The sequence below is a fragment of the Pseudomonas sp. GD03842 genome, from assembly GCF_029841165.1.
In the GTDB taxonomy this organism is placed as follows: domain Bacteria; phylum Pseudomonadota; class Gammaproteobacteria; order Pseudomonadales; family Pseudomonadaceae; genus Aquipseudomonas.
The window spans coordinates 1-21358 of record NZ_JAOCEA010000013.1 but is presented as its reverse complement, the minus strand read 5'-3'; the positions used below and the strand labels follow the sequence as shown (position 1 = coordinate 21358).

At 60.7% G+C, this 21358-nt stretch carries 14 protein-coding genes; 8 read left to right on the top strand and 6 right to left on the bottom strand.

The features are described 5' to 3' along the window. Positions 1–138: 138 nt before the first annotated feature. Positions 139–1062, top strand: coding sequence for a LysR family transcriptional regulator (locus tag N5D61_RS18475; RefSeq protein WP_108236009.1), 924 nt, complete (start codon positions 139–141; stop codon positions 1060–1062). A gap of 156 nt (positions 1063–1218) precedes the next feature. Next, entirely contained in the window at positions 1219–1473 is a 255-nt protein-coding gene (gene grxC / locus N5D61_RS18470) for a glutaredoxin 3 (RefSeq protein ID WP_108236010.1), read from the top strand. 69 nt (positions 1474–1542) lie between these two features. Here the strand turns inward: grxC and mmsB are convergent, their stop codons facing one another. From mmsB to N5D61_RS18455, 3 genes are all read right to left on the bottom strand, one after another. After that, a complete protein-coding gene (mmsB, locus tag N5D61_RS18465) occupies positions 1543–2430 on the bottom strand; it encodes a 3-hydroxyisobutyrate dehydrogenase (protein ID WP_279893781.1) in 888 nt (295 codons plus the stop codon). Positions 2431–2580: 150 nt separating this feature from the next. Next, a complete protein-coding gene (locus tag N5D61_RS18460; RefSeq protein ID WP_279893780.1) occupies positions 2581–4107 on the bottom strand; it encodes a CoA-acylating methylmalonate-semialdehyde dehydrogenase in 1527 nt (508 codons plus the stop codon). A 124-nt stretch (positions 4108–4231) separates the two neighbouring features. Continuing rightward, positions 4232–5563 (bottom strand): MFS transporter, encoded by a 1332-nt coding sequence (locus N5D61_RS18455; protein ID WP_279893779.1) that lies wholly within the window; start codon positions 5561–5563, stop codon positions 4232–4234. Between the two features lie 261 nt (positions 5564–5824). Here N5D61_RS18455 and N5D61_RS18450 point away from each other — a divergent pair, with 261 nt between their 5' ends. From N5D61_RS18450 to N5D61_RS18425, 6 genes are all read left to right on the top strand, one after another. Beyond that, positions 5825–6772 carry a LysR family transcriptional regulator gene (locus N5D61_RS18450; protein WP_279893778.1) on the top strand — a complete coding sequence of 316 codons (948 nt, stop codon included), beginning with the start codon at positions 5825–5827 and terminating at the stop codon, positions 6770–6772. 345 nt (positions 6773–7117) lie between these two features. Next, the gene (locus tag N5D61_RS18445; RefSeq protein WP_108236015.1) at positions 7118–7969 is read left to right on the top strand and encodes a TIM barrel protein; all 852 of its coding nucleotides are present in this window, start codon (positions 7118–7120) and stop codon (positions 7967–7969) included. Positions 7970–7983: 14 nt separating this feature from the next. Continuing rightward, the gene (locus N5D61_RS18440; RefSeq protein ID WP_108236016.1) at positions 7984–9060 is read left to right on the top strand and encodes a 2-oxoglutarate and iron-dependent oxygenase domain-containing protein; all 1077 of its coding nucleotides are present in this window, start codon (positions 7984–7986) and stop codon (positions 9058–9060) included. Positions 9061–9119: 59 nt separating this feature from the next. Beyond that, positions 9120–9935 (top strand): ABC transporter substrate-binding protein, encoded by an 816-nt coding sequence (locus N5D61_RS18435; RefSeq protein ID WP_279893864.1) that lies wholly within the window; start codon positions 9120–9122, stop codon positions 9933–9935. Between the two features lie 162 nt (positions 9936–10097). Continuing rightward, on the top strand, positions 10098–11648 hold the full coding sequence (locus tag N5D61_RS18430; RefSeq protein ID WP_108236017.1) for an amino acid ABC transporter permease/ATP-binding protein: 1551 nt from the start codon (positions 10098–10100) through the stop codon (positions 11646–11648). A 55-nt stretch (positions 11649–11703) separates the two neighbouring features. Beyond that, positions 11704–11976, top strand: a complete 273-nt coding sequence (locus N5D61_RS18425) for a Rho-binding antiterminator (protein ID WP_108236018.1) — start codon at positions 11704–11706, stop codon at positions 11974–11976. 15 nt (positions 11977–11991) lie between these two features. On the opposite strand, the gene recD is transcribed toward N5D61_RS18425, so the two are convergent. From recD to recC, 3 genes are read right to left on the bottom strand one after another with little or no spacing between them, the layout of a single operon-like run. Continuing rightward, a complete protein-coding gene (recD, locus tag N5D61_RS18420) occupies positions 11992–14079 on the bottom strand; it encodes an exodeoxyribonuclease V subunit alpha (RefSeq protein ID WP_108236019.1) in 2088 nt (695 codons plus the stop codon). Further along, positions 14076–17774 carry an exodeoxyribonuclease V subunit beta gene (gene recB, locus N5D61_RS18415; protein ID WP_279893777.1) on the bottom strand — a complete coding sequence of 1233 codons (3699 nt, stop codon included), beginning with the start codon at positions 17772–17774 and terminating at the stop codon, positions 14076–14078. The genes recD and recB overlap by 4 nt, the downstream gene beginning before the upstream one ends. Continuing rightward, positions 17771–21256, bottom strand: coding sequence for an exodeoxyribonuclease V subunit gamma (gene recC / locus N5D61_RS18410; protein ID WP_279893776.1), 3486 nt, complete (start codon positions 21254–21256; stop codon positions 17771–17773). The genes recB and recC overlap by 4 nt, the downstream gene beginning before the upstream one ends. Between the last annotated feature and the right edge of the window lie 102 nt (positions 21257–21358).

The window sequence follows — 21358 nt, the reverse complement described above, 5'->3', positions numbered from 1 at the left end:
ATTCGGCCCACCATGGAAGTGCTGAACCTCACGACCAAACGCCCTGCGCGGGCTTGCGCGATCACCATTACCTTTATACGAACGCGGGTAGTGAACTGATTTCAACCGCCGAAATCAGCCACTTCAGGAAAGAACTGCATGTCTCGAATTTTCGATGTTGATACCAACCTCTGGCGCACATTCAAGTCGGTCAGCGAAACCCGGAGCATCACTCGCTCTTCCGCTGTGCTGTGCAAGACGCCACCGGCCATCAGCATGCAAATCAAAAAACTGGAAGAACTGCTCGACCTGCAGTTGTTCATTCGGGGGGACCATGGATTCAGGCTGACGCCCATCGGCGAAGAAGTTCTCATGACCGCCGAGAAAATCCTGACCATGAACGACAACCTGTTCAGGCTCAAGGATAAGGTCAACTCCTACGAATTACGTCTTGGATTACCCGATGACTATTCTCTGTTCTTTCTCCACGACATCATCCGCGCGCTGAACACGCTCGAACCGACGATCCACCTGAACGTCACCTGCAAGACGTCGCAACTGCTGATCACCGATGTCGAACACGGGAATCTGGATCTGGTGATCATCGCCACGCCCGAAGGGCAGACCCTCGCCAACGCGGAGCACATTCGCTACGAGGAACTGAACTGGATCGGTGACCAATCCCTGATGCAACCCGGGCAACCCCTGCCGTTGGTGCATTTTCCCGAAGGCTGCATTTGCCGCGAGATTTCGGTAAACGCGCTGCGCATGGCCGGGATCGAGGCGCGTGTGAGCTTCAGCTCCGATTCGAACTTCTCGGTGTTCAACGCCATCAACGCCGGTGCCGGTATCGGCTTGAGCGAACGCTCGCTGATCCCGAAAACCACGCCGATCATCGACAGCCCACTACTGCCTTCACTGCCGCGCATCGAGCTGCGCACGGTGGCCAACTACGAACGCATCCCGCGTTTCACCCTCTCTCAGGTGTCCGCCAAGATCCAAGGCGCCATCAACGAGGCCTGCGAGGCACTCAATGCCGCGCGGGATGAACCCGAACTGCGCCTGCGCCAGCACCAGGTTTAAGCCCCCCAACATTCATCACATCGCGCGACATGCGGCCGCCGGAACCTGAGCAAATGAGGATAGTATGTAGACCGTCATGAAAGCCGCCGCCACTTGCGGCGCCTTTCCTTTTCTGCCCAAGGCTGTCTGTCCGCAGCCACCCCGGAGCGTTCGATCATGTCTGAAGTCACCTTGTACACCACCCAAACCTGCCCCTACTGCGTAGCGGCGAAAAACCTGCTCAAGGCCAAGGGCGTGAGTTACCGCGAGATCAATGTCCAAGCCTCGATGGAACAGCGCAGCATCATGATGGAACGCAGCGGTCGCCGGACCGTGCCGCAGATTTTCATCGGTGAGCACCACGTCGGCGGATTCGATGACATGGCTTTGCTCGAACGCAAAGGCGAACTGGATGCGCTGTTGGCGGCTTGACGGATAAGCGATGGCAGCCCTCGCTGTTGGCGTGCGGGTAAGACGCCAACAGCGACTTCGGCCGAACGGCTAATCCCTTTTCAAATAGCCCTCGATCACTGCTGAGAAGTCCTTCCCGCCATCTCCACGCAGGCTCATGGCCTGGTAGAGCTGCTGTGCCAGCGCACCCAGGATCACAGGCTGTTTCACCGCCTTGGCGGCATCGGTGGCCAGCCCGAGATCCTTGAGCATCAACTCCGCGCCGAAGCCTCCGGTGTATCCACGCGAAGCCGGGGCGGTGTCGACGACGCCCGGCCAGGGGTTGTACATCTCCGAGCTCCAGCAGCGGCCCGTCGAACTGTTGATGATGCTTGCCAGCACGCCGGTATCAATACCCAGGCGATCGCCCAGCGCCATGGCTTCGGCGACGCCGATCATGGAAATGCCCAACAGCATGTTGTTGCAGATCTTGGCGATCTGCCCGGTGCCGACATCGCCGCAGTGCACGATGTTGCGCCCCATCTGCGCGAGGACCGGCTTGAGGACGGTGTAGTGTTCAAGGCTGGCACCGACCATAAAGGTCAGGGTTCCGGCCTGAGCACCACCGGTCCCCCCGGACACCGGGGCGTCGCCCACCACCACACCCTGCTTGGCCGCCGCCGTCGCCACGTCACGAATGGTCTGTGGATCGATGGTGCTGCAATCCACCGCGGGTACTCCGGCTGAAATCCCCGCCAGTACGCCGTCGTCATTCAAATAGACCGCTCTGACGTGTGCAGCCGCCGGCAACATGGTGATGACCATCTCCGCACCTTGTGCAGCGTGTTTAGGCGATTCGCTGATGCGACTGCCCAATTCGGCGAGTTCGGCCAGCACCTGCTTGTTAAGGTCGAACAGGTGCAACTGATGCCCGGCCCGGATGAGGTTGCGCGCCATTGGCGCCCCCATGTTGCCCAGACCGATGAATGCGATTTTCATGGTGTTTTCCTTTTCAGCTTCAAGGGCACCGCCTGTAGGAGCGCGCTTGCCCGCGAATGCATTCGTTCAGACACCTCCTCGTTATCTGACCCGACGCGTTCGCGGGCAAGCGCGCTCCTACAAGGGGTGCGTTAATCGCGCGTTATTGCCTTAACGCAAATTGATCGTCGTGTTCACGCCGTCATTCACGCTGTCGTCATCGAACCAACGGCTGGTGACGGTCTTGGTCTGAGTGTAGAACTGCACCACCTGTTTGCCGTAAGGCCCCAGGTCGCCGAGCTTGGAACCCCGTGAACCGGTGAAGCTGAAAAACGGCACCGGCACCGGAATGGGAATGTTGATGCCCACTTGGCCCACGTCGATTTCATTCTGGAATTTACGCGCCGCAGCGCCGCTCTGAGTGAACAGCCCAACGCCATTGCCGAACGGGTTGGCATTCACCAATTCGATGGCCTGATCCAACGTGTCGACTTCAATGACGGACAACACCGGGCCGAAAATTTCCTGGGTATAAATCTGCATCTGGGTCGACACACCGGTGAACAAGGTCGGGCCGACGAAATTGCCGTCTTCGTACCCAGCCACTTCGATGGCCCGACCATCAAGCTCCAGCGTAGCCCCTTCGCGGATGCCACTGTCGATCAGGTCGAGAATCCGCTGCTTCGCACGTTTGGAAATCACCGGCCCGACATCGGTGCCCGGCTCGCTTCCAGCGTTGACCTTGAGCTTCTGTGCCAACGCTTTGAGATCCGGAATCCACTGCCTGGCTGCTCCAACCAGCACCACCACCGAGGTTGCCATGCAGCGCTGCCCTGCCGCGCCGAAACCGGCGCCCACCAGTGCGTTGAGCGTTTGCTCGCGATTGGCATCCGGGAGCACGACCGCATGGTTCTTCGCGCCCATCATGGATTGCACGCGCTTGCCGTGTTGACCGGCCAGGTCATAGACATGGGTGCCCACTGCGGTCGAGCCGACGAATGAAACGGCTTTGATGTCCTTGTGGGTGCAGATGGCATCGACCACCGCTTTGCCCCCGTGGACGACATTCAATACGCCCGCTGGTACACCTGCCTCGACGGCCAGTTCCACCAAAAGCATGGTCGACATCGGATCCTGCTCGGAGGGCTTGAGCACGAAGGTGTTGCCGCAAGCGATGGCCATGGGGAACATCCACAGTGGAATCATGGCTGGGAAATTGAACGGGGTGATGCCCGCGCAGACGCCGATGGGTTGGCGGAGCGTGTAGGTGTCTACGCCGCCGGCCACGTTTTCGGCGAACTCGCCCATTTGCAACGTGCCGATGGAGCAGGCGTGCTCCACCACCTCCAGGCCGCGAAAAATATCCCCTTCGGCGTCGGCGAGGGTCTTGCCCTGTTCGGCGCTGAGCACGCTGGCGATCCGCTTGGAGTGTTCGCGAATCAGCGCCTGCAACTTGAGCATGATGCGCATCCGGGCCCCGATGGGGGTGTCGCGCCAGGTCTTGAACGCCTGCTGTGCCGACGCCACGGCAGCGTCGACTTCCGCTGGAGTGGCGAAGGGGACTTTGGCGAGGACTTCCTGTGTTGCAGGATTGACCACGTCCAGCCATTCACTCGTCTGCGATTCGACCCACTCGCCGCCGATCAGCATCTTCACGCGGGCGACCGTCGTATTGTTTTTGTTGAGGGACACGTTCATTGCAGGTTCTCCATTCGAAGCGACGTCCTGTTCGTGACGTCGCGTGCCTCGTTCGAGCCGTCCAGCGGGCAAGGGCTTCAAGGCTCACCACTGCCCCACCGTGCAGCCACGGGTAAGGGGTGCTTCAGACCAGGCGATGACGAGCGGGATCGCGCTTCATCAGGGCGGTGCAGACCAGCGCCACCAGTGCCATGGCGATCAGATAAACGATGACGTAACGAGGGCTGCCATTGCCCATCGCCAGTAATTGGGTGGCGATCATGGGCGCGAAACCGCCGCCCAGCACACCGGCCAATTGCACCGACACCGAGATGCCGCTGTAGCGGATTTCAGCGGGGTACTGCCGGGCAAAGAGCAGCGATTCCGGGGCATACAGGATCGGAAACACCACGCCAACGGCCAGCACCATCGCCCACCACACCAGGACTGGATCCCGTGTGCCGAGCATGGCGAAGAAGGGGTAGACAAAGGCGCAGAGCAGCAACAGCCCCGTGAAATAGAGACGCTTCTGACCGACCCGGTCGGAGATGTGCCCGCACAATGGCATGGTCACCAGCGACAGCGCCGCCCCGGCGGTGATTGCGCCCAGGACGTCGGCGCGAGGAATCTGCAGTTGGTTGGCGGCATACGCCAGCGCGAACGTCACCGACATGTAGAACCACGCATTCTCCGCAGTGCGCGCGCCGATGATGGTCAGGGTTTCCTTCGGGTGATCGCGGAACACCTTGAACAGCGGCACCTTGACCGCAATGTTGGCTTTCTTCAGCTTCTCGAAATCAGGGGATTCGGGCACCTTCATGCGGATCAGCCAGCCAACCCCAAGCAATGCGACGCTGGCCAGAAACGGAATGCGCCAGCCCCAGCTCAGCATGTCGGCTTCCGGCAGCCTGGCGACCAGCGCCATTGCCAGTGACGCCAGCACCAGCCCCGCACCCACGCCGGTTTGCGGCAGGCTGCCATAGAAGCCCTTCTTGCCTTCGGGCGCATGCTCGACCGCCATCAGCACCGCGCCGCCCCACTCGCCGCCGACTGCCATGCCCTGCAGAAAACGCATCGCCACCAGAATCACAGCCGCCCAGTAGCCAATCTGTTGATAGGTGGGAATCAAGCCGATGATGATGGTGGGAATCCCCATCAGCATCAGGGTGAACAGCAGCATCGATTTGCGGCCGATTCTGTCGCCGAAGTGGCCGAACACAATGCCGCCCAATGGCCGTCCGAGAAAACCCACCGCGTAAGTGGCGAACGCTGCCAGCACGCCGATGATCGGGTCCAGTGCCGGAAAAAAGATCTTGTTGAAAATCAGAGCGGCCGCGGTGCCGTACAGGAAAAAGTCATACCACTCGATGGTGGTGCCTGCCATGCTCGCCGCACCGGCAAGCCGATAGGCTTTGGTCTTTTGACGGGCAGCGCTGGCATCGAGTGCGCCGGCGTTCGCCGTGATAGCGTTCTTCATAAACTCCTCCGCTTATTTATTGTTGTGCAGGGTGTTATGGCGTGTGGGTGTGGCGGTTGAGGGGTGAGTCTCCGATTTGATTGAACACTGCAGGCGCGCGCTTGCCCGCGCAGGGTCTGTAGGGGCGATACAGATGTACTGGATGTAGCCACGTCATTCGCGGGTAAGCGCGCTCCGACGTAAGCAGATTCGCGTTATAGCTCGCTCCGAAGTATAGATGTGCAAACTTCTAACAAGAACGCACATAAAAGCAGGTCAAACATGCAAAAAAGCATCACGTCTCTGAGCGCATTAAACTGGGATGATTTGAAGTTTTTTCTGGAAGTGGCACGCACGCGTAAAGCCAGCTCGGCAGCCAAACGGCTGGGGGTGGACTACACCACGGTGTCGCGACGCATCAACTCGCTGGAAGCCTCTCTCGGCACGTTGCTGTTCGAAAAGTCGCGCAACAACGGCTTCGTGCTGACCGCCGAGGGTCAGCGTCTGCTGAGCTCGGCAGAGTCCATCGAAAGCACCCTGCACATTGCTTGCGAACAGGTCTCAGGCTCCGGCGTCGCATTGTCCGGGCATGTGCGCATGGGCTGCACCGAAGGGTTCGGCAGCTTTTTCATCACCCCGCAGCTCAGCCATTTCATCGACCTCTACCCTGCCATCTCGGTGGATATTCTGCCGCTGCCGCACTTCATCAGCCTGTCCAAGCGCGAAGCAGACATTGTCATCGCCCTGGAGCGCCCCGAACATGGCCCTTACGTCTGTTGCAAACTGTGCGACTACACCCTGCGGCTGTACGCGACGCGGGAATACCTCGATGCCCACCGCCCCATCCAACGCGTTGAGGATCTGGCCGATCACCCCTTCATCAGTTATGTCGACGACCTGGCGTTCAGTTCCGAACTGCTGTACCTGAATAACCTGGTGCCCGCAGCCCACGCCCATTTGCGCAGCACCAGCGTCATCGCCCAGTACGTCGCCGCGCTGCAAGGCCGAGCGTTGGCGATCCTGCCCTGCTTCCTCGCCGCGCAAAACCCGCGATTGCTCCCGGCGCTGGAAAGCGATGTCAGCATCACGCGGCAATTCTGGATGTACTGCCGGGAGGATTTGAGGAAGCTCAAGCGGATTACCCTGCTGTGGGATTACATCCGGGAGGTGACCGAACAGAATCAGGCGTTTTTGCTGGGGAGTACGAAGGTGATGACGTTTATCGACTAACCCGGTAGGAACGGGTTTGCCCGCGAAGGGCCGGCACACAGGGCGAAAATGTATCAGGCAGGCGAGCGCAGTCGCGGGCAAGCGCGCGCGCCTACATGGGCGTGAATGTCTAGATCGCACCTCGCCACCATAGTTTAGAAATCTCTGAACTATGCATTTGAGCTTTACTATTTTTTCCGCTCACGGGGCGAACCTAACATCCCCCTCAACAAGGAGCCCGTCCAGTAAGAGACCCGGCCCGAAGATTGCCTTTTCAGTTGTGACTGCCGTTGTATCCCGTTCCGGCCCGCGCCGCGGCGGAGCCATGTCTTGAGTCGCGCTTGATGCAATCTTTGGGGACGTTCGATGAAACTGGAAATCTTCCGCACGATGTGGGGCTACACCGCCAGCAAGGCTCAGGCGCTCGATGAGCTGCTGGACGCCGGCTTCGACGGCATGGAAGCGCGTCTGCCGTTGACGCCGGTCGAACGCGCGGAATTCAGTGCTTTCCTGCGGGCCAACCAACTGCCGTACATCGCCACCGTTTTCACCGCCTATGACGTGCTCCCCGAGCAGTCGGCCACCGTCACCGAGCACCTGAACGACCTTGAAAAGAAGCTCGCTTGGTCCAGCGAACTGGCACCGCGCTTCGTCAACGTACTGGCCGGTAATGACCGCTGGCAGTTACCGCAGCAAGTCGAGTTCTTTGGCCAGGCGCTTGAACTGGCGCGCAAGCACGGCCAGCCCGTCACCTTCGAGACTCACCGCGCCCGCTCGCTGTTCAACCCGTGGGTCACGCTTGAACTGATCCGCCAGTTGCCCGACCTGCGCTTTACCAGCGACATCAGCCACTGGATCGTCACCTGCGAGCGGCTGCTCGACGACCCGGAAGACGACTTGAGCGCCTTCGTCGAACGCGTTCATCACATTCAAGCCCGGGTCGGCTACGACCAGGGTCCGCAAGTCCCGCACCCTGCCGCCCCCGAACGCGCCGCCGAGCTCGCGTTCCATCAGCAGCACTGGGAGGCGGTCTGGAAATCCCAACAGGCGCGGGGCTATGAAGCCACGACGCTGACTCCGGAATTCGGCGCAGACGGTTATCTCCATCACCTGCCCTTCACCAATGTCCCGGTGGCCGATCTCTGGTCGCTGAACACCTGGATGGGCCAAGCCGAGCGAGAGCACTTTCAGCGCTTCATCCACACAACAAGCCGATAAGGAGCGTTTTCGCCATGGTTGATCAGTCTCGCCCGGATGCCGCAGCAGCCGAACCCAGGGTCGCCAACTTCAACAGCATTCCGGTGGTGGACATCGCCGGCCTGTACAGCGCCGACATTGCCGATCGTCAGGCCGTGGCCGACGAGCTGGGCAAGGCCGCTCGGGAGGTCGGCTTCCTCTACGTCAAGAATCACGGTATCGACCCAGCGTTGATCGCCGGACTGCGTCAGGCGGCCAAAGACCTGTTCGCCCAGTCCCTCGACTACAAGATGCAGCATTACATCGGCACATCCCGCAGCCATAAAGGCTTCGTGCCCGAGGGCGAAGAGGTGTACGCCAAAGGCAAGCCGGATCACAAGGAAGCCTTCGACATCGGGTTCGAGGTAGGCGATGAGGACCCGCTGGTGATCGCCAAAACGCCGTTGATTGGCGCCAACGAGTGGCCTGACCTGCCTGGCTTCCGTCCGGCAGTCGAAGCCTACTATGCAGCGGTCTTCGCGCTGGGCCGACGGCTGTTCGACGGCTTCGCCCTGGCGTTGGGGCTGGAAGAAGGTTACTTCGACGCGATGGTCACCCGGCCGCCGTCCAAGCTGCGTCTGATTCACTACCCCTTCGATGACGCCGCGCAGGACGCGCCCGGTATTGGTGCACACACCGATTACGAATGCTTCACCATGCTTCTGGCCGACAAGCCGGGGCTTGAAGTGATGAACGATCTGGGCCAATGGATCGATGCGCCACCGGTGGAAGGCGCCTTCGTGGTCAACATTGGCGACATGCTGGAGGTGATGACCGCTGGTACGTTCGTTGCTACGGCTCACCGGGTACGAACGGTCAGCGAAGAACGCTATTCGTTCCCGCTGTTCTTCGCCTGCGATTTCCACACGCAGATCAAGCCGCTGCCTCAATTCGACAACGGCAATCAGGAATATGAAGCGATCACCATTGGTGAACACATGTTCGGCCAGGCCCTGCAGACCTACCAGTACCTGCGGCGCAAGGTCGAAAGCGGCGAGCTGAAACTGTACGAAAAGGCCCGCAAGCCTTCGAGCTTCGGCCACTTGAAAAACCAGGCACAGGACGCGTCCTGATGCCCCCCAGCACCTCTCACTACACCGTGCCTTACTTTCCTGACGTGGAGTCACCGACGATGCGCAACACTTTGAACACTGCTGTTCGCCTGAGCGTTCTGACCACCGCCCTACTCGGCGCCTCTGTTTTCGGCACGGCGGCCCAGGCAGCCAGCACCGTGACGCCCGGCCAGTTCAAGGTCGGTATGGAAATCACCTATCCACCGTTCGAATCCTACGACGAAAAGAAAAACGTCGTCGGCTCCGATCCGGATCTGTCCCGCCTGCTGGCCAAGCACATGGGGCTGAAGGCCGAATTCGTCGATACCAAATTTTCCAGCCTGATCCTCAGCCTGAACGCCGGCCATTACGACGCGATCATCTCGGGCATGTACATCACGCCTGAGCGCCAGACCCAGGCCCAGACCATCGCCTACGCCAAGACGGGCGCTGCGATCATGGTGCTCAAGGACAGCCCCATCAAACCCAAGGTGCCGGAGGACCTCTGCGGCCTCAAAGTCGGCCTGGAAAAGGGCACCACCTGGGTGGCCCAGTTCAACAAGCTGTCAACCGACTACTGCGTGCCGAACAATAAAGGCGCGATAGCGGTCAGCGAATTCCCCTCGGCTCCCGAAGTGACCCAGGCCCTATTGTCCGGCAACGTGCAAGCGCAGGTGGAAATCGACGGCGCCGCCGGGATGATCGCCGAGCGCACCAAGGGTCGCGTGATGGTCAGCACCGAACACTCGATCTACCAGCAGACCCTCGGCATCTATGTGAAGAAGGGTAATGAAGAGCTGTATCAGGCACTGCTCAAAGCCTTCGATGAAACCAAGAAATCCGGTGAATACGCGGCGTTGCTGAAAAAGTACAACCTGGAAGAGCCGAGTAACTGACGGCTGAGGCTTCACCCCTGTAGGAGCGCGCTTGCCCGCGATGCGTCGTGTCAGATTATGAAACTGTGTCTGAACGAAGGTCATCGCGGGCAAGCGCGCGCCTACAGGAACCCTGTTCGATAGAGACTTTCCCCGCTGGGTCCTGCCCCGCCGAGGTGTGTTATGCAATTTGAATGGTCCTACTTTTTTTCGCTGTTTTCGGTCTCCGACTTCTGGGAATCCTGCATCACCGTCATCGAGCTCAGTGCGCTGGGCTGGTTCATCGGCATGCTGCTGGGCTTCCTCCTGGCGTCTGCCAAACTCTCGACCGCGCGCTGGCTGAGCGTGCCCGCGTCGCTTTATATCTGGTTCTTCCGCAGTGTTCCGCTGCTGGTCATGGTGATCTTTACCTACAACCTCCCGCAAATGGTGCCTGCCACCCGCGAGGTGTTGTCCAATCCGTTCTACTCCGGCCTTTTGGCGCTGGTCGTCACGGAAGCGGCCTACATGGCCGAAATCCACCGAGGCGGTCTGATTTCGGTCGCCAAGGGGCAAAAAGAAGCAGGCCGCGCGCTGGGCGTGGGGCTGATCGGCATGCAGCGCCTGATCGTCATTCCGCAAGCCTTCCGCATCTCGTTGCCCACGCTGATCAACGAATACATCACGGTGGTGAAACTGACCTCGCTGGTGTCTGTGATTTCCCTGACCGAGCTGCTCACGGTCGGCCAACGCCTGTATGCGCAGAACTTCCTGGTCATGGAGACCTTGGCAGCCGTGGCGGTGTATTACGTGATGATCGTGACCGTGTTCGGCTGGTTGTTTCACTGGTTGGAACAACATCTGGAACTGAACAATCGCAAACCCCAGACGCTGGACGACAATGCAGTGGCGCGTCTGCGATCCTCTCTGGTCACCCACCCCATCAAGGCGCGCCAGCCTCAGACCGGGCCGGGTTCGGCCCCTGCGCTGCAACTGGTGAATATCCATAAGAGCTATGGTCAGCATGAGGTGCTCAAGGGGATCGACCTGGACGTCAATCCGGGCCAGGTCATCTCGATCATCGGCCCGTCCGGGTCCGGCAAGACGTCGCTGATTCGCACCGTCAACAGCCTGGAAAGCATCGATAAGGGCGAGATCATTCTCTTCGGCGAAGGCTACATTCATGCCGGTGACAGCCCCACTGCGCGGCAGATCCGCAACGGCGTACAGCGCATTGGGATGGTATTCCAGAATTTCAACCTGTTCCCCCATCGCACCATCCTCGACAACGTGACCCTCGCGCCGCGCTACCACGGCCGTGACAAAGCCATCAGCGAACAACGCGCCTATGCCCTGCTGGACAAAGTCGGCTTGCTGGCCCACGCCCACAAATACCCCCACCAGCTTTCCGGCGGACAGCAACAGCGGGTAGCGATTGCCAGGGCACTGGCAATGGATCCGGACATCATGCTGTTCGACGAACCCACTTCGGCGCTGGACCCGGAGCTGGTGGGCGATGTGCTCAAGGTAATCAGCGACCTGGCGAAAGACGGGATGACCATGCTGATCGTGACTCACGAAATGGACTTCGCGCTGTCGATTTCCGACCGGGTCATCTTCATGGAAAACGGCGTGGTGCAGGTTGACGCATCGCCGCAGGCCATCCGTGGCAACCAGTGTGGCGAGCGGGTGCGCCAGTTCATGGGCCTGGAAAGCCTGGACATCCCGTCGGCGCCGGTGCGCAAAGAAGCCTGAGCGGCTATCGTGATGCACACGCCGTAGAAAGCATCACGCCGCCCGGGAATCTGCCATGGATCGATACACACCCCTCAATTGCGATCTCTACGACTACCTGGAGATCGCCTGCATGCACGCTTATCGCCTGAAGGTCGAGTTGGTCGACGGCACGCACTTCGAGGGCCGACCGGTCACGACGCGCACCGCCCCCAGCAAGGAAGAATTCCTGCAATTCGCCGAGGGACTGGACGATGTACGTTTGGACCAATTGGCCGCCATCACCCCGTTGGACGAGGGCGCCAGCTTCGGGAGGGTGGACCTGAGCAATGCCTTTTGCGCAACGTGACGCCGGCCTGTCCAGCTACAGGCCGAGCATCAACCCGCTCAAACGCTTGACCTTGCGCCGCAGCGCCTCCTCGAACACGCCCTGACGTGGCTCGATCAGGCTAAACCAGTGCTTGGCCCGCGTGATCCCGGTGTAGATCAGCTCTTTGGTCAGCACCGGGTTGAGCGCCTCCGGCAGAATCAGCGCGGTGTGCGCGAATTCCGAGCCTTGGGACTTGTGCACCGTCATGGCGTAGACCGTTTCCACATCGTTGAGTCGACTCGGCAAGACGAAGCGTACGCCACCCTCACCGTCATTGCGCGGGAAGGCCACCCGCAACGCGGTGCGGCGCTCTTCCACCGGGCCCTCGGGCAAGCGCAAGGCAATGCCGATATCGCCGTTCATCAAGCCCAGCCCGTAGTCGTTGCGCGTCATCAACACCGGACGGCCTTCGTACCACTGTTGATCGCTCTCGATCAGCTCCGACGCAAACAGCGTCTGAGTGATGCGCTGGTTCAACCCTTCGACGCCCCAAGGCCCCTTGCGCACGGCGCATAGCAGCTGGAACTCGTCGAAGGCGTGAAGAACCTGGCGCGCCCATTCCACACAGCGGGGATCTTCGATAGACGTCAGCTCCAGCGGCCGACGCGCTCGCATCAGCTCCAAGTAGTGACGGTAGCCCTGCGGACCGTTTCCATGGCCGTCGAGCAGCAACCGTGACAACGCCCGGTCCTGCTCGCCCTTGAGCACCAGCGAGTACAGATCCCGATAGCCCCCCTCCACCAACAGCGAGCGCGCCTGCTGATCCTCCTGCCGGTTGACTCGGCTGGCCAACTGACCGATACCGCTGCCCTCTCCGAAACGCCGGGAATGGCGCAACATCACGACCTGCTGCGCCAGGGCGTGGCGCTGAGCATCGCCTGTTTGCAAGCCGCTCTTCGCTAGATCCTCCCCGCTGACCGCCTCCAGCCAGGCCTGCGTCTGCGGGCTGTACATGCCGGCCTCCGCGTCGCGGCAGAGGTCGCCCAGCACAGCCCCCGCCTCGACCGACGCCAACTGATCTTTGTCACCCAACAAAACCATACGCGCGTGGGGGGGTAATGCGTCCAGCACGTTGGCCATCATCTCCAGGTCGATCATGGACGCTTCGTCGACCACCAACACATCCAGCGGCAACGGATTGCCTGCGTGATGGCGGAAATGTCGCGTGCCAGGTCGACTGCCCAGCAAACGGTGGACGGTCGTGACCTCATGGGGAATCTTCTGCCGAACGAGTTCCGGCACTTTCAGATCGCGCACCTGAACGCTGATGGACTCGGTCAGCCGGGCCGCCGCTTTCCCCGTCGGCGCGGCAAGGCGGATGCGCAGCGGTTTACCCCCTTCGACCGCAGGCGACTGCAACAACGCCAGCAAGCGCACCACGGTCGTGGTTTTGCCGGTCCCCGGCCCTCCGGTGATGATGCTGAATGCTCCACGAGTGGCCACGGCACAGGCCAGCTTCTGCCAATCGATCAGCGCATCCGGCGCCGCATCGACCGGGCCGAACAACGCGTCCAGGCGCTGCCGCAAGTCGCTTGGCGCAGACTCCATGTGAGAGAGGCGGCGCTGCAGCGCAGCGTCGATCCGGCGTTCGTACGTCCAGTACCGCCGCAGGTACAAGCGACGGTCGGCCAACACCAAAGGCTTTTGAGCCGCCGCTTCGCTGGCATCGTCGCCCTTGGCCACCAATGGGCTGCGCGCCAATGCCTGGCACCAGGTTGCGCCATCCAGCGTCCTGAGCAGCGCGGACGGCAACAGCATCGGCGTGGAAAGCACATCGCCCTCAGGGGGCAACGAAAGGGCAAAGTCGGGTTCTTTAAGGGTTTCGTACAGATCCAGGCAGACGTGACCATGGCCGAGCTGGTGGCTGGTCAGCGCCGCTGCCAGCAGCACCAGCGGATCGGCGGCCGGGTCCAGGTCCGCGAGAAACGCCACAAATGCCTTGTCGAGCGCGCGGAGCCAACCACGTTCCACCCAGCGCTCCAGCAGCAACAGCAGGTCATCGACGCGGCTCAGAGGGGCGAGCGTGGCCAGACGCTCGGCATCCAGCGGCGTGGGCAACAGATGGGCAAACGTGCGGGTCATGCGAAGTCTCCTGACAGCGCGTCTTCCCGCGCAACGGCATTACCCTGAAACAGCCGATCCAGGTTTTCGATCAACTCGCGCGGGGGCCGTGTGAACCACGCGCCCCGACTGGCTGAGCGGCTGCCTCGGACGAACAGATACACCGCGCCCCCCATATGCCGGTCGTAGTCGTATCCGGCCAGCCGCGCCTTGAGCTGGCGGTGCAGGGCGAGCAGGTAGAGCACATATTGCAAGTCGTAGCGGCTTTCCAAAATGGCGCTTTCCATCGCCGCCGGGGTGTACGCCTCATCGTCGGCCCCCAGCCAGTTGGATTTGTAATCAGCCACGTAATAGCGACCCTGATGCTCAAAGGTCAGGTCGATGAAGCCCTTGAACATGCCGTTGAGCGACACGGTTTCCGCAGCAGCCCGAGGCGCGCCCCCGTGGGTGTAACGGCGAACCAGCGCGTCCATTTGCGCCACGTCGACTTTCGAGCAGGCAAACCAGAACTCCATTTCGACCCGGTACTGATTGGGCTGATCGAGCTGACTCAGCGCAATGGGCAGGACGTCTGTCCCGAGCCGCAAAGGCATGTTCAGCAGGTGGGCAAGCCAGTCGCTCAGGGTTTCGATCCAGCCTGTCCAATCGCGTCGAGCACAACGCTGGCCGACCATCTTATTCAACGCCGCCGGATCGTTCGCGACCGTGGAAAAGCCCTTTTCCCCTGCCCACTCAAGCAAGCCATGCAAGAACGTTCCAGGATTCGGACCACGAGGGAAGCGATGAATGTCGCCGCTACTGGCTTGCGCCTCCCGCGGCGCATCCGGGTCGAGGCGTTCGTCGTCGAACAGCTTCTGCGCCTGCGGGTTTTCCGGGGACTGATCGCCACTGTCGGTGATGACGTCACCGATGCGCAAGGCGCTATAGGAAGCGATCCACCAGTTTTCCCGGGCACTGCGTTTGGGAAGACGAGGCTTGCTCAATGCCACTTCGCTGGGCGGTGGATTGAAGGTCTCGTCGGTCGGGACCGGCACCGGCTCAACGCGCATCGTTGGCTGGTTTTCAACGAGGGCCTGGAGCCACTGAGCCAACGCGGTGGATTCGGCCAACGCCTCGCCACCGCCGAGCAGATAGCCCAGCGCCGAGCGATGCAGGATCGAGCCTTTTGTGTTCCCGCGCTTGAGGTCGGCAACCCCCAGCCAACAGGCGTGCTGCGCACGCGTCAAGGCAACGTAAAGCAAGCGCAGGTCTTCGGAGAGGCGTTCGTCGTCAGCCTGTTCGATCAGCGCCGCCGTGGGGTTCAGGCTGACCTGCGCCTGGCCATCGGCGTCGTGGAAATGCAACGGCAGGCGACTGCCGTCCACCGGTTTGCTCGAACAAATGAAGGGCAGAAATACCAAGGGGTATTCGAGCCCCTTGGATTTGTGGATGGTCACCACCTTCACCAATTGCTCGTCGCTTTCAAGGCGCAGAATCTGTTCTTCATTGGCCTGACCGGCCATCGCCAGATGCTCGCTCAGATGACGTATGAGCGCCTGCTCGCCGTCAAGCTCGGCGGCAGCGCGCTGCATCAGTTCGGACAGGTGCAGCAGGTTGGTGAGCACCCGTTCACCGTCGCTGCGTTGCATCAAGACCTGCGGCAATTCGAAGTCGTGCAGCAGGCGGCGCAGCATGGGCAGCACGCCTTGGGTGCGCCAGAGACGGCGATAGTCGCGGAACTGCATGACCCGGCTTTCCCACGCCAGTTCATCCTGGTTGAGCCGCTCGAGCTCAGCGAGCGGCAGGTTCAGCGTGATCGACGCCAAAGCGGCGCGAAGCGTGCGTTCGGCGTCGGGTTCCGCGCAAGCCTTGAGCCAGGCCAGCACGTCGTGAGCCTCTTGCGAGGCGAACACCGAATCCTTGTCGGACAGGTAGACGCTGCGTACACCTCGGCGAGACAACTGCTCACGCACCGCCTGCGCTTCTTTCCCGTCGCGCACCAGAATAGCGATGTCAGCAGGCTTCAGCCCGGCCAGGGGTTCGCCGGGTTTGGAAAAACCTGCACGGCCTTGCTGTCCGGCAGTGAGCAGGCGCACGATCTCGCTGGCGCAACTGGCCGCCAGCTGCTGTCGATAGACGGCTCCCGAAACGGGTTGATCGCTCTGCAACTGCCAGACGTTCAGCGCGGCGACCGTGTTGCCATCCACCTGAAACTGCTCTTTGCGGCCTTGTGAACCTACCGGCGTGAAGGGAACGGGATTGACGTCGACAGCACGAAAGAGAAATGCCCCACGTCCGCTAGGGTTGTCTTCTGCACGCAAGAACACGTGGTTCACCGCCTCCACCATGGCGTGGCTGGAGCGGAAGTTGGTTCCCAAGGTGTGCAATCGACCCTCGGTGGCGGTCCGTGCGCGCAAATAGGTGTAAATATCGGCGCCGCGGAAAGCATAGATCGCCTGCTTAGGGTCACCGATCAAGAACAGCCCAGTGTGTTCATCACTGGCTTCCAGCGGGTAAATACTGTCGAAAATACGGTACTGGACAGGGTCGGTGTCCTGGAACTCGTCGATGAGCGCCACCGGAAACTGCTCGCGAATCAGGGTCGCCAGGCGCTCGCCCCCCGCGCCGCGCAATGCCGCATCCAGGCGCAGCAACATGTCATCGAAGCCCATTTCCGCACGGCGGCGTTTCTCTTCTTCGAATCGCGCACCGACCCACTGGGCGGCGTGCTCCAGCACAGCGGCGTCCGGTGTGGGCAAGGTGTCCAGAGCGACTTTCAGTTCAACCATGGCCTCGAACGCAGGATGCGTCGGCGCATTGCTTTTCCATGCTTCGGCAATACCCTCCGGAGTCAGGCGAGTAAAGCCTGTGCCCAGATCGAGCTGTTCCTGCTGGTCGTCGTTGGCCCACGCGATCAGCTTGTCGAACCAGGGTTTGAAGTAACGTTCCTGCATTTTGCGGCCATCGACCACCTTGCAGTTGACGCCATCGATACAGATAGCGTGCAGTTCCGCAGCCCAGTTCGCCCACGGAGCCTTGAGGGTTTTCAGGCGTTGACGACGTTCCTGCATCGCGGCCTCGATCAACTGCGTCGGAGTCTGTGTGACCTCAACCCGAGGGCTGCCGAACATCGCGCGAACCCGCGGCAGCAGCGCGGCGGGACCAGCCCAGTTCTGCCGCACCCATTCGAGCGCGTCGCCGCTCATGGGATAACAGAATTTGCGCCAATAATCGCGCAGCACTTCACTTAGCAAATCGGTGTGGTCGGTTTCCAGGCTCTGAGTGAACAGGCTGCCACTGTCGAATGCATGCTCGCGCAACATGCGCTGGCACCAACTGTGAATGGTCGAGACCGCTGCCTCATCCATCCACTGCGCCGCGATGTCCAGCCGGCTAGCGCAACCGGCCCATTGTTCCTGAGGAAAACTGCGGCGCAAATCTTCGAGCAAGGCATCCGAGGCAACGATCTCCTCCCGGAAGAAACGGGCGGCTTCGGCGAGCCGCGTGCGGATGCGGTCGCGTAATTCTTTAGTGGCAGCATCGGTGAAGGTGACCACCAGAATCTGCGGCGGTAACAGCTCGCGGCCGAAACCCGAGACCGCGTCGCCGTGACCGAGTACAAGACGCAGATACAGCGCGGAAATCGTAAAGGTCTTGCCCGTGCCGGCGCTGGCCTCGATCAACTGGCTGCCCTTGAGTGGAAAACGCAGGGCCAGAGGTGGCTGCGTAGGGGTCATGCTCTACCCTCCTCGCCAGACAACGATTGCCAGGGCGCATCGTAAAGCGGTTTGTAGAGGGCTTCGCACCAACCCGCGAATTCTTCACTGTCGAGCAAGGCATCGAAGTCAGGAAATTGCCGCGCGAGGGCCGGGCTGTCGGCGCATTCGCCACGTACAGCCTGACCATCGCCTTCATACGTCTTGCGCGCTGCGGCTTCTGCCTTGGCAGGGTCGCCTTGGCCCAACCAGGCAAACGCCGTCTTTATAGCAACAGGCAAAGGGCGTTGCATCCCGTGCTGCCACGCCAGTAGCAGGTCGTTGAGAATGTCGGTCGCCTCGGCGTGTTCCAACGGCGGCAACAGCAGAGTGTCGTCACTGGCGACCAGCGCAGTGGTGAGTGGCAGGTTGCACGCACCAGCCACAAGGTGGTTGACCCAGGGCTTGGTCAGCCTGTGCCATTTCCGGGTTTTCTTGCCGCCGATCGCGTTGGGAACGGCGCTCACGGCGAGCAGTTCGCCTTGAGCGTTCTGATACAAGCCGTCAAGCCAGCCATCCAGTTCGATACCCTGATGGGCATGGCTTACCGGAAGTGCGCTTTGCAGTCGGTCTGGCCATTTGGCCAGCAATTCTTGGTACCTGCGAACCAACGCCGGCAAAGGCTCGATCAACTCATCCTGCACCAGCGCACCGAAACCGGCCATCGGCAGCAGACCACTGGATTGCAGGCGCAGCGCATGCGCCTTGAGTGCGTCCTCTCCACCTTCAGGATCGTGCAGCGCGACTTGCAATAGACGGTCACTCAATCCGTACCGCTCCAAAGCATCGAGCACAAATGGCTCTTCATCCGCCAAGGGCGCCTGAGCGACCTCAAAGAAAATCTTCAGGCGCTGGCTGAAGAAATGTTTGACCGGGTTGCGTAGAAAGTCCTGCAACTGCATCAGGCTGAGCGGCTCCTCGGGCGTATAGACTGCCAGCGGCTTCTCAGGACCGCGTTGGTCTTTCACCTCATGCAGCGTTTGCCATTCCCGAGCAAAACTGAAGAACTCCGGACTCTCCTGAAAATACCTGGCGCTGAACGGTTGCAAGGGATGCTCTTGAGTCAGCTTATGCAGCAACTGCTGTCCGGGATCACGCTTGCGATCGTCTTCTGGCTCGACGGCATTGGCGATCCGCCAGCCGCTGGCAAGGTGATCCCGCAATTGGCCGATCAGCACAGACGCCGGACGCTCTGAGTTATCCCGGATGCTGCGGCCTACCCAACTGATGTAAAGCTGTTTGCGGGCCGACAGCACTGCTTCGAGCAAGAGGTAGCGGTCGTCTTCACGACGGGAGCGGTCGCCAGGGCGGTAGTCACTGCCCATGAGGTCGAAATCCAAGGGCGGTTGGGCCCGCGGATAATCGCCATCATTCATGCCAAGCAAGCACACGACTTTGAAAGGAATCGCACGCATCGGCATCAATGTGCAGAAATTGACCGAGCCAGCGAGGAAACGCTGCGACAGCTTTCCTTGATCCAGGCCCGCGAGCCATGCCTCCCGGACAACCGTCAAAGGCAATTCTTCCAGCAATGCAACGGTTTCACAGGTCTCCAGCCAGGTTTCACGAAGGGTTTCGAGTTGGCCGAGCACGTAATCGTCGTGCTCGCTGTCGGCACTGAAAAATAGGCGCATCAAAGCTTGCAAACGTTCTCCCCAAATGGGTGGCGTCGCTGGCCGTGACAACTCTGCGTGAGCCACCTGAAGCGCGTCGATCAGAGCGACTAACGGGCCGATCAGGGCCGCATCCAGCCCGCCGATTTCGTCGTAGGGCTCAATACCGTCGAACGCATCCCCGGCGCCTACGGCATAGCCCAATAGCATACGGCGCAGACCGAAATGCCAACTGTTCTGCTCCAGCGCCTCAGGTAAACCGAGGCCTTCACGCTGCCGGGCGTTCAGTCCCCAGCGCACGCCGGCGCCTTCGATCCATCGGTGCAACGTCGGCAGGTCCCGCTCGTGCACGCCAAAACGAGCACGCAAGGCCGGCACGTCCAACAAATCGAGAATTTCGCTGACCGGAAAACGGCTGTCCGGGATGTTCAGCAAATGCTCGACCGCGATCAGCAATGGATCACGACCTCGTTGCCCCTGGTCCGCCAAGGTGAAAGGAATGAAACGGCGATCGTCCCGATCAATCTGGCCGAATACGGCACGGATATGAGGGGCGTAACTGTCGATATCTGGGACCATCACAATGACATCGCGAGGCCGTAACTCAGGATCTGCGCTGAAGCGTGCCAAGAGTTGATCGTGAAGAACCTCCACCTCCCGTTGGGCACTGTGGGCTACATGGAAGCGGATCGAGCGGTCGCGTCGCACATCGATGGCCGGCCACCGCTCCCGGGTCTCGCTCAGCGGGCGAAGCTCGAGGATGTCATCCTGCAATTGGTTGAGCAGGGTCTGTGGATCGCTTTCACTGAACAGGTCAATGCGGCCATCCTGGAAGATCGAACGATAACTTGTCGGGTCATCATGACTGTCAAGCAGGCTGATGTAGTCGCGGCCTTGCTTTCCCCAGGCGGCTAACAGCGGATGCGCATGCTGATGCAGGACGTCAGGATTGATCACGACCGGCATGCCTGCCTTGCGTGACTGGCGCTTGTACTCATGGCGCAACAAATCCTTGTCAGCGACGATATCCGCCCAGTGATGGCGACAAGGGTTGTGGACGCATAGCAACACCTGGCTGAACCGGGCCAGACCTGCCAGCGCTTCAAGCGCTTGGGCTGGTAGCGAAGAGATCCCGAAGACGATGACCCGCGCAGGCAGCCCAGCTGGGGCTGCGGTCAAGCCCTGGATACGCTCCATGTAACGCTGATGCACCCCCGCTCGGCTCTGTGCCATGCCTTCGGCCCCGACGTCGTGAAGCAAAGCGCGCCACAGCTCGGCCTGCCAGCAATTGTCCGCACCCAGCGGTTTGACCTCGCCTCTGACGTTCTTCAATTGATGCCGGCCCGCGGCCCAGTCTTCCAGCCAATCGGCTCGGTACACCTGATATTGATCGAACAGGTCGGCGAGGCGCTCCGAGAGCTGATACCGCTTGCGAAGGTCGTGGTCGGCCGTCAAAAACCGCTGCAAAGGTTCAAAATGCGGTTGGTGGATCAGCGCGGGAAGCAAACGCATCAAACGCCACGTGAGGGGCGCTTTATCGAGGAGAGAGGTTTCCGGTATGTCGTCTTTTCCCAAAACCGCGCGGTACAACTGCCACATGAAACTGCCCGGCAGTTGAACGTCGATAGCGGCGGCAATGCCACAGCCCCCCAGATCGTCCTCTTGCGCGTCTTCTGCCAAAGCGAGCTTTAGCCACTGCGCGATACCGTTGCTTTGGACCAACGCGATTTCGTTTTCAAGGGGGGCCAGCGGATAACGTCGCATCCACGACACGATCAGGCTGCGCAGTTCATCCAGCCTGTTGCCATGGATCACCATGAACCCTGGTTGGAGGTGGGATGTCACCGGCATGAGTGCTTCCTTGGCATTGGAAAGAGAGAAGACTAACAGAGGGGGATCATGACCTGTAGCCGCGTCGCAGGTCCGCTCAAGGTGTGGACGTGGTTTCCAAAT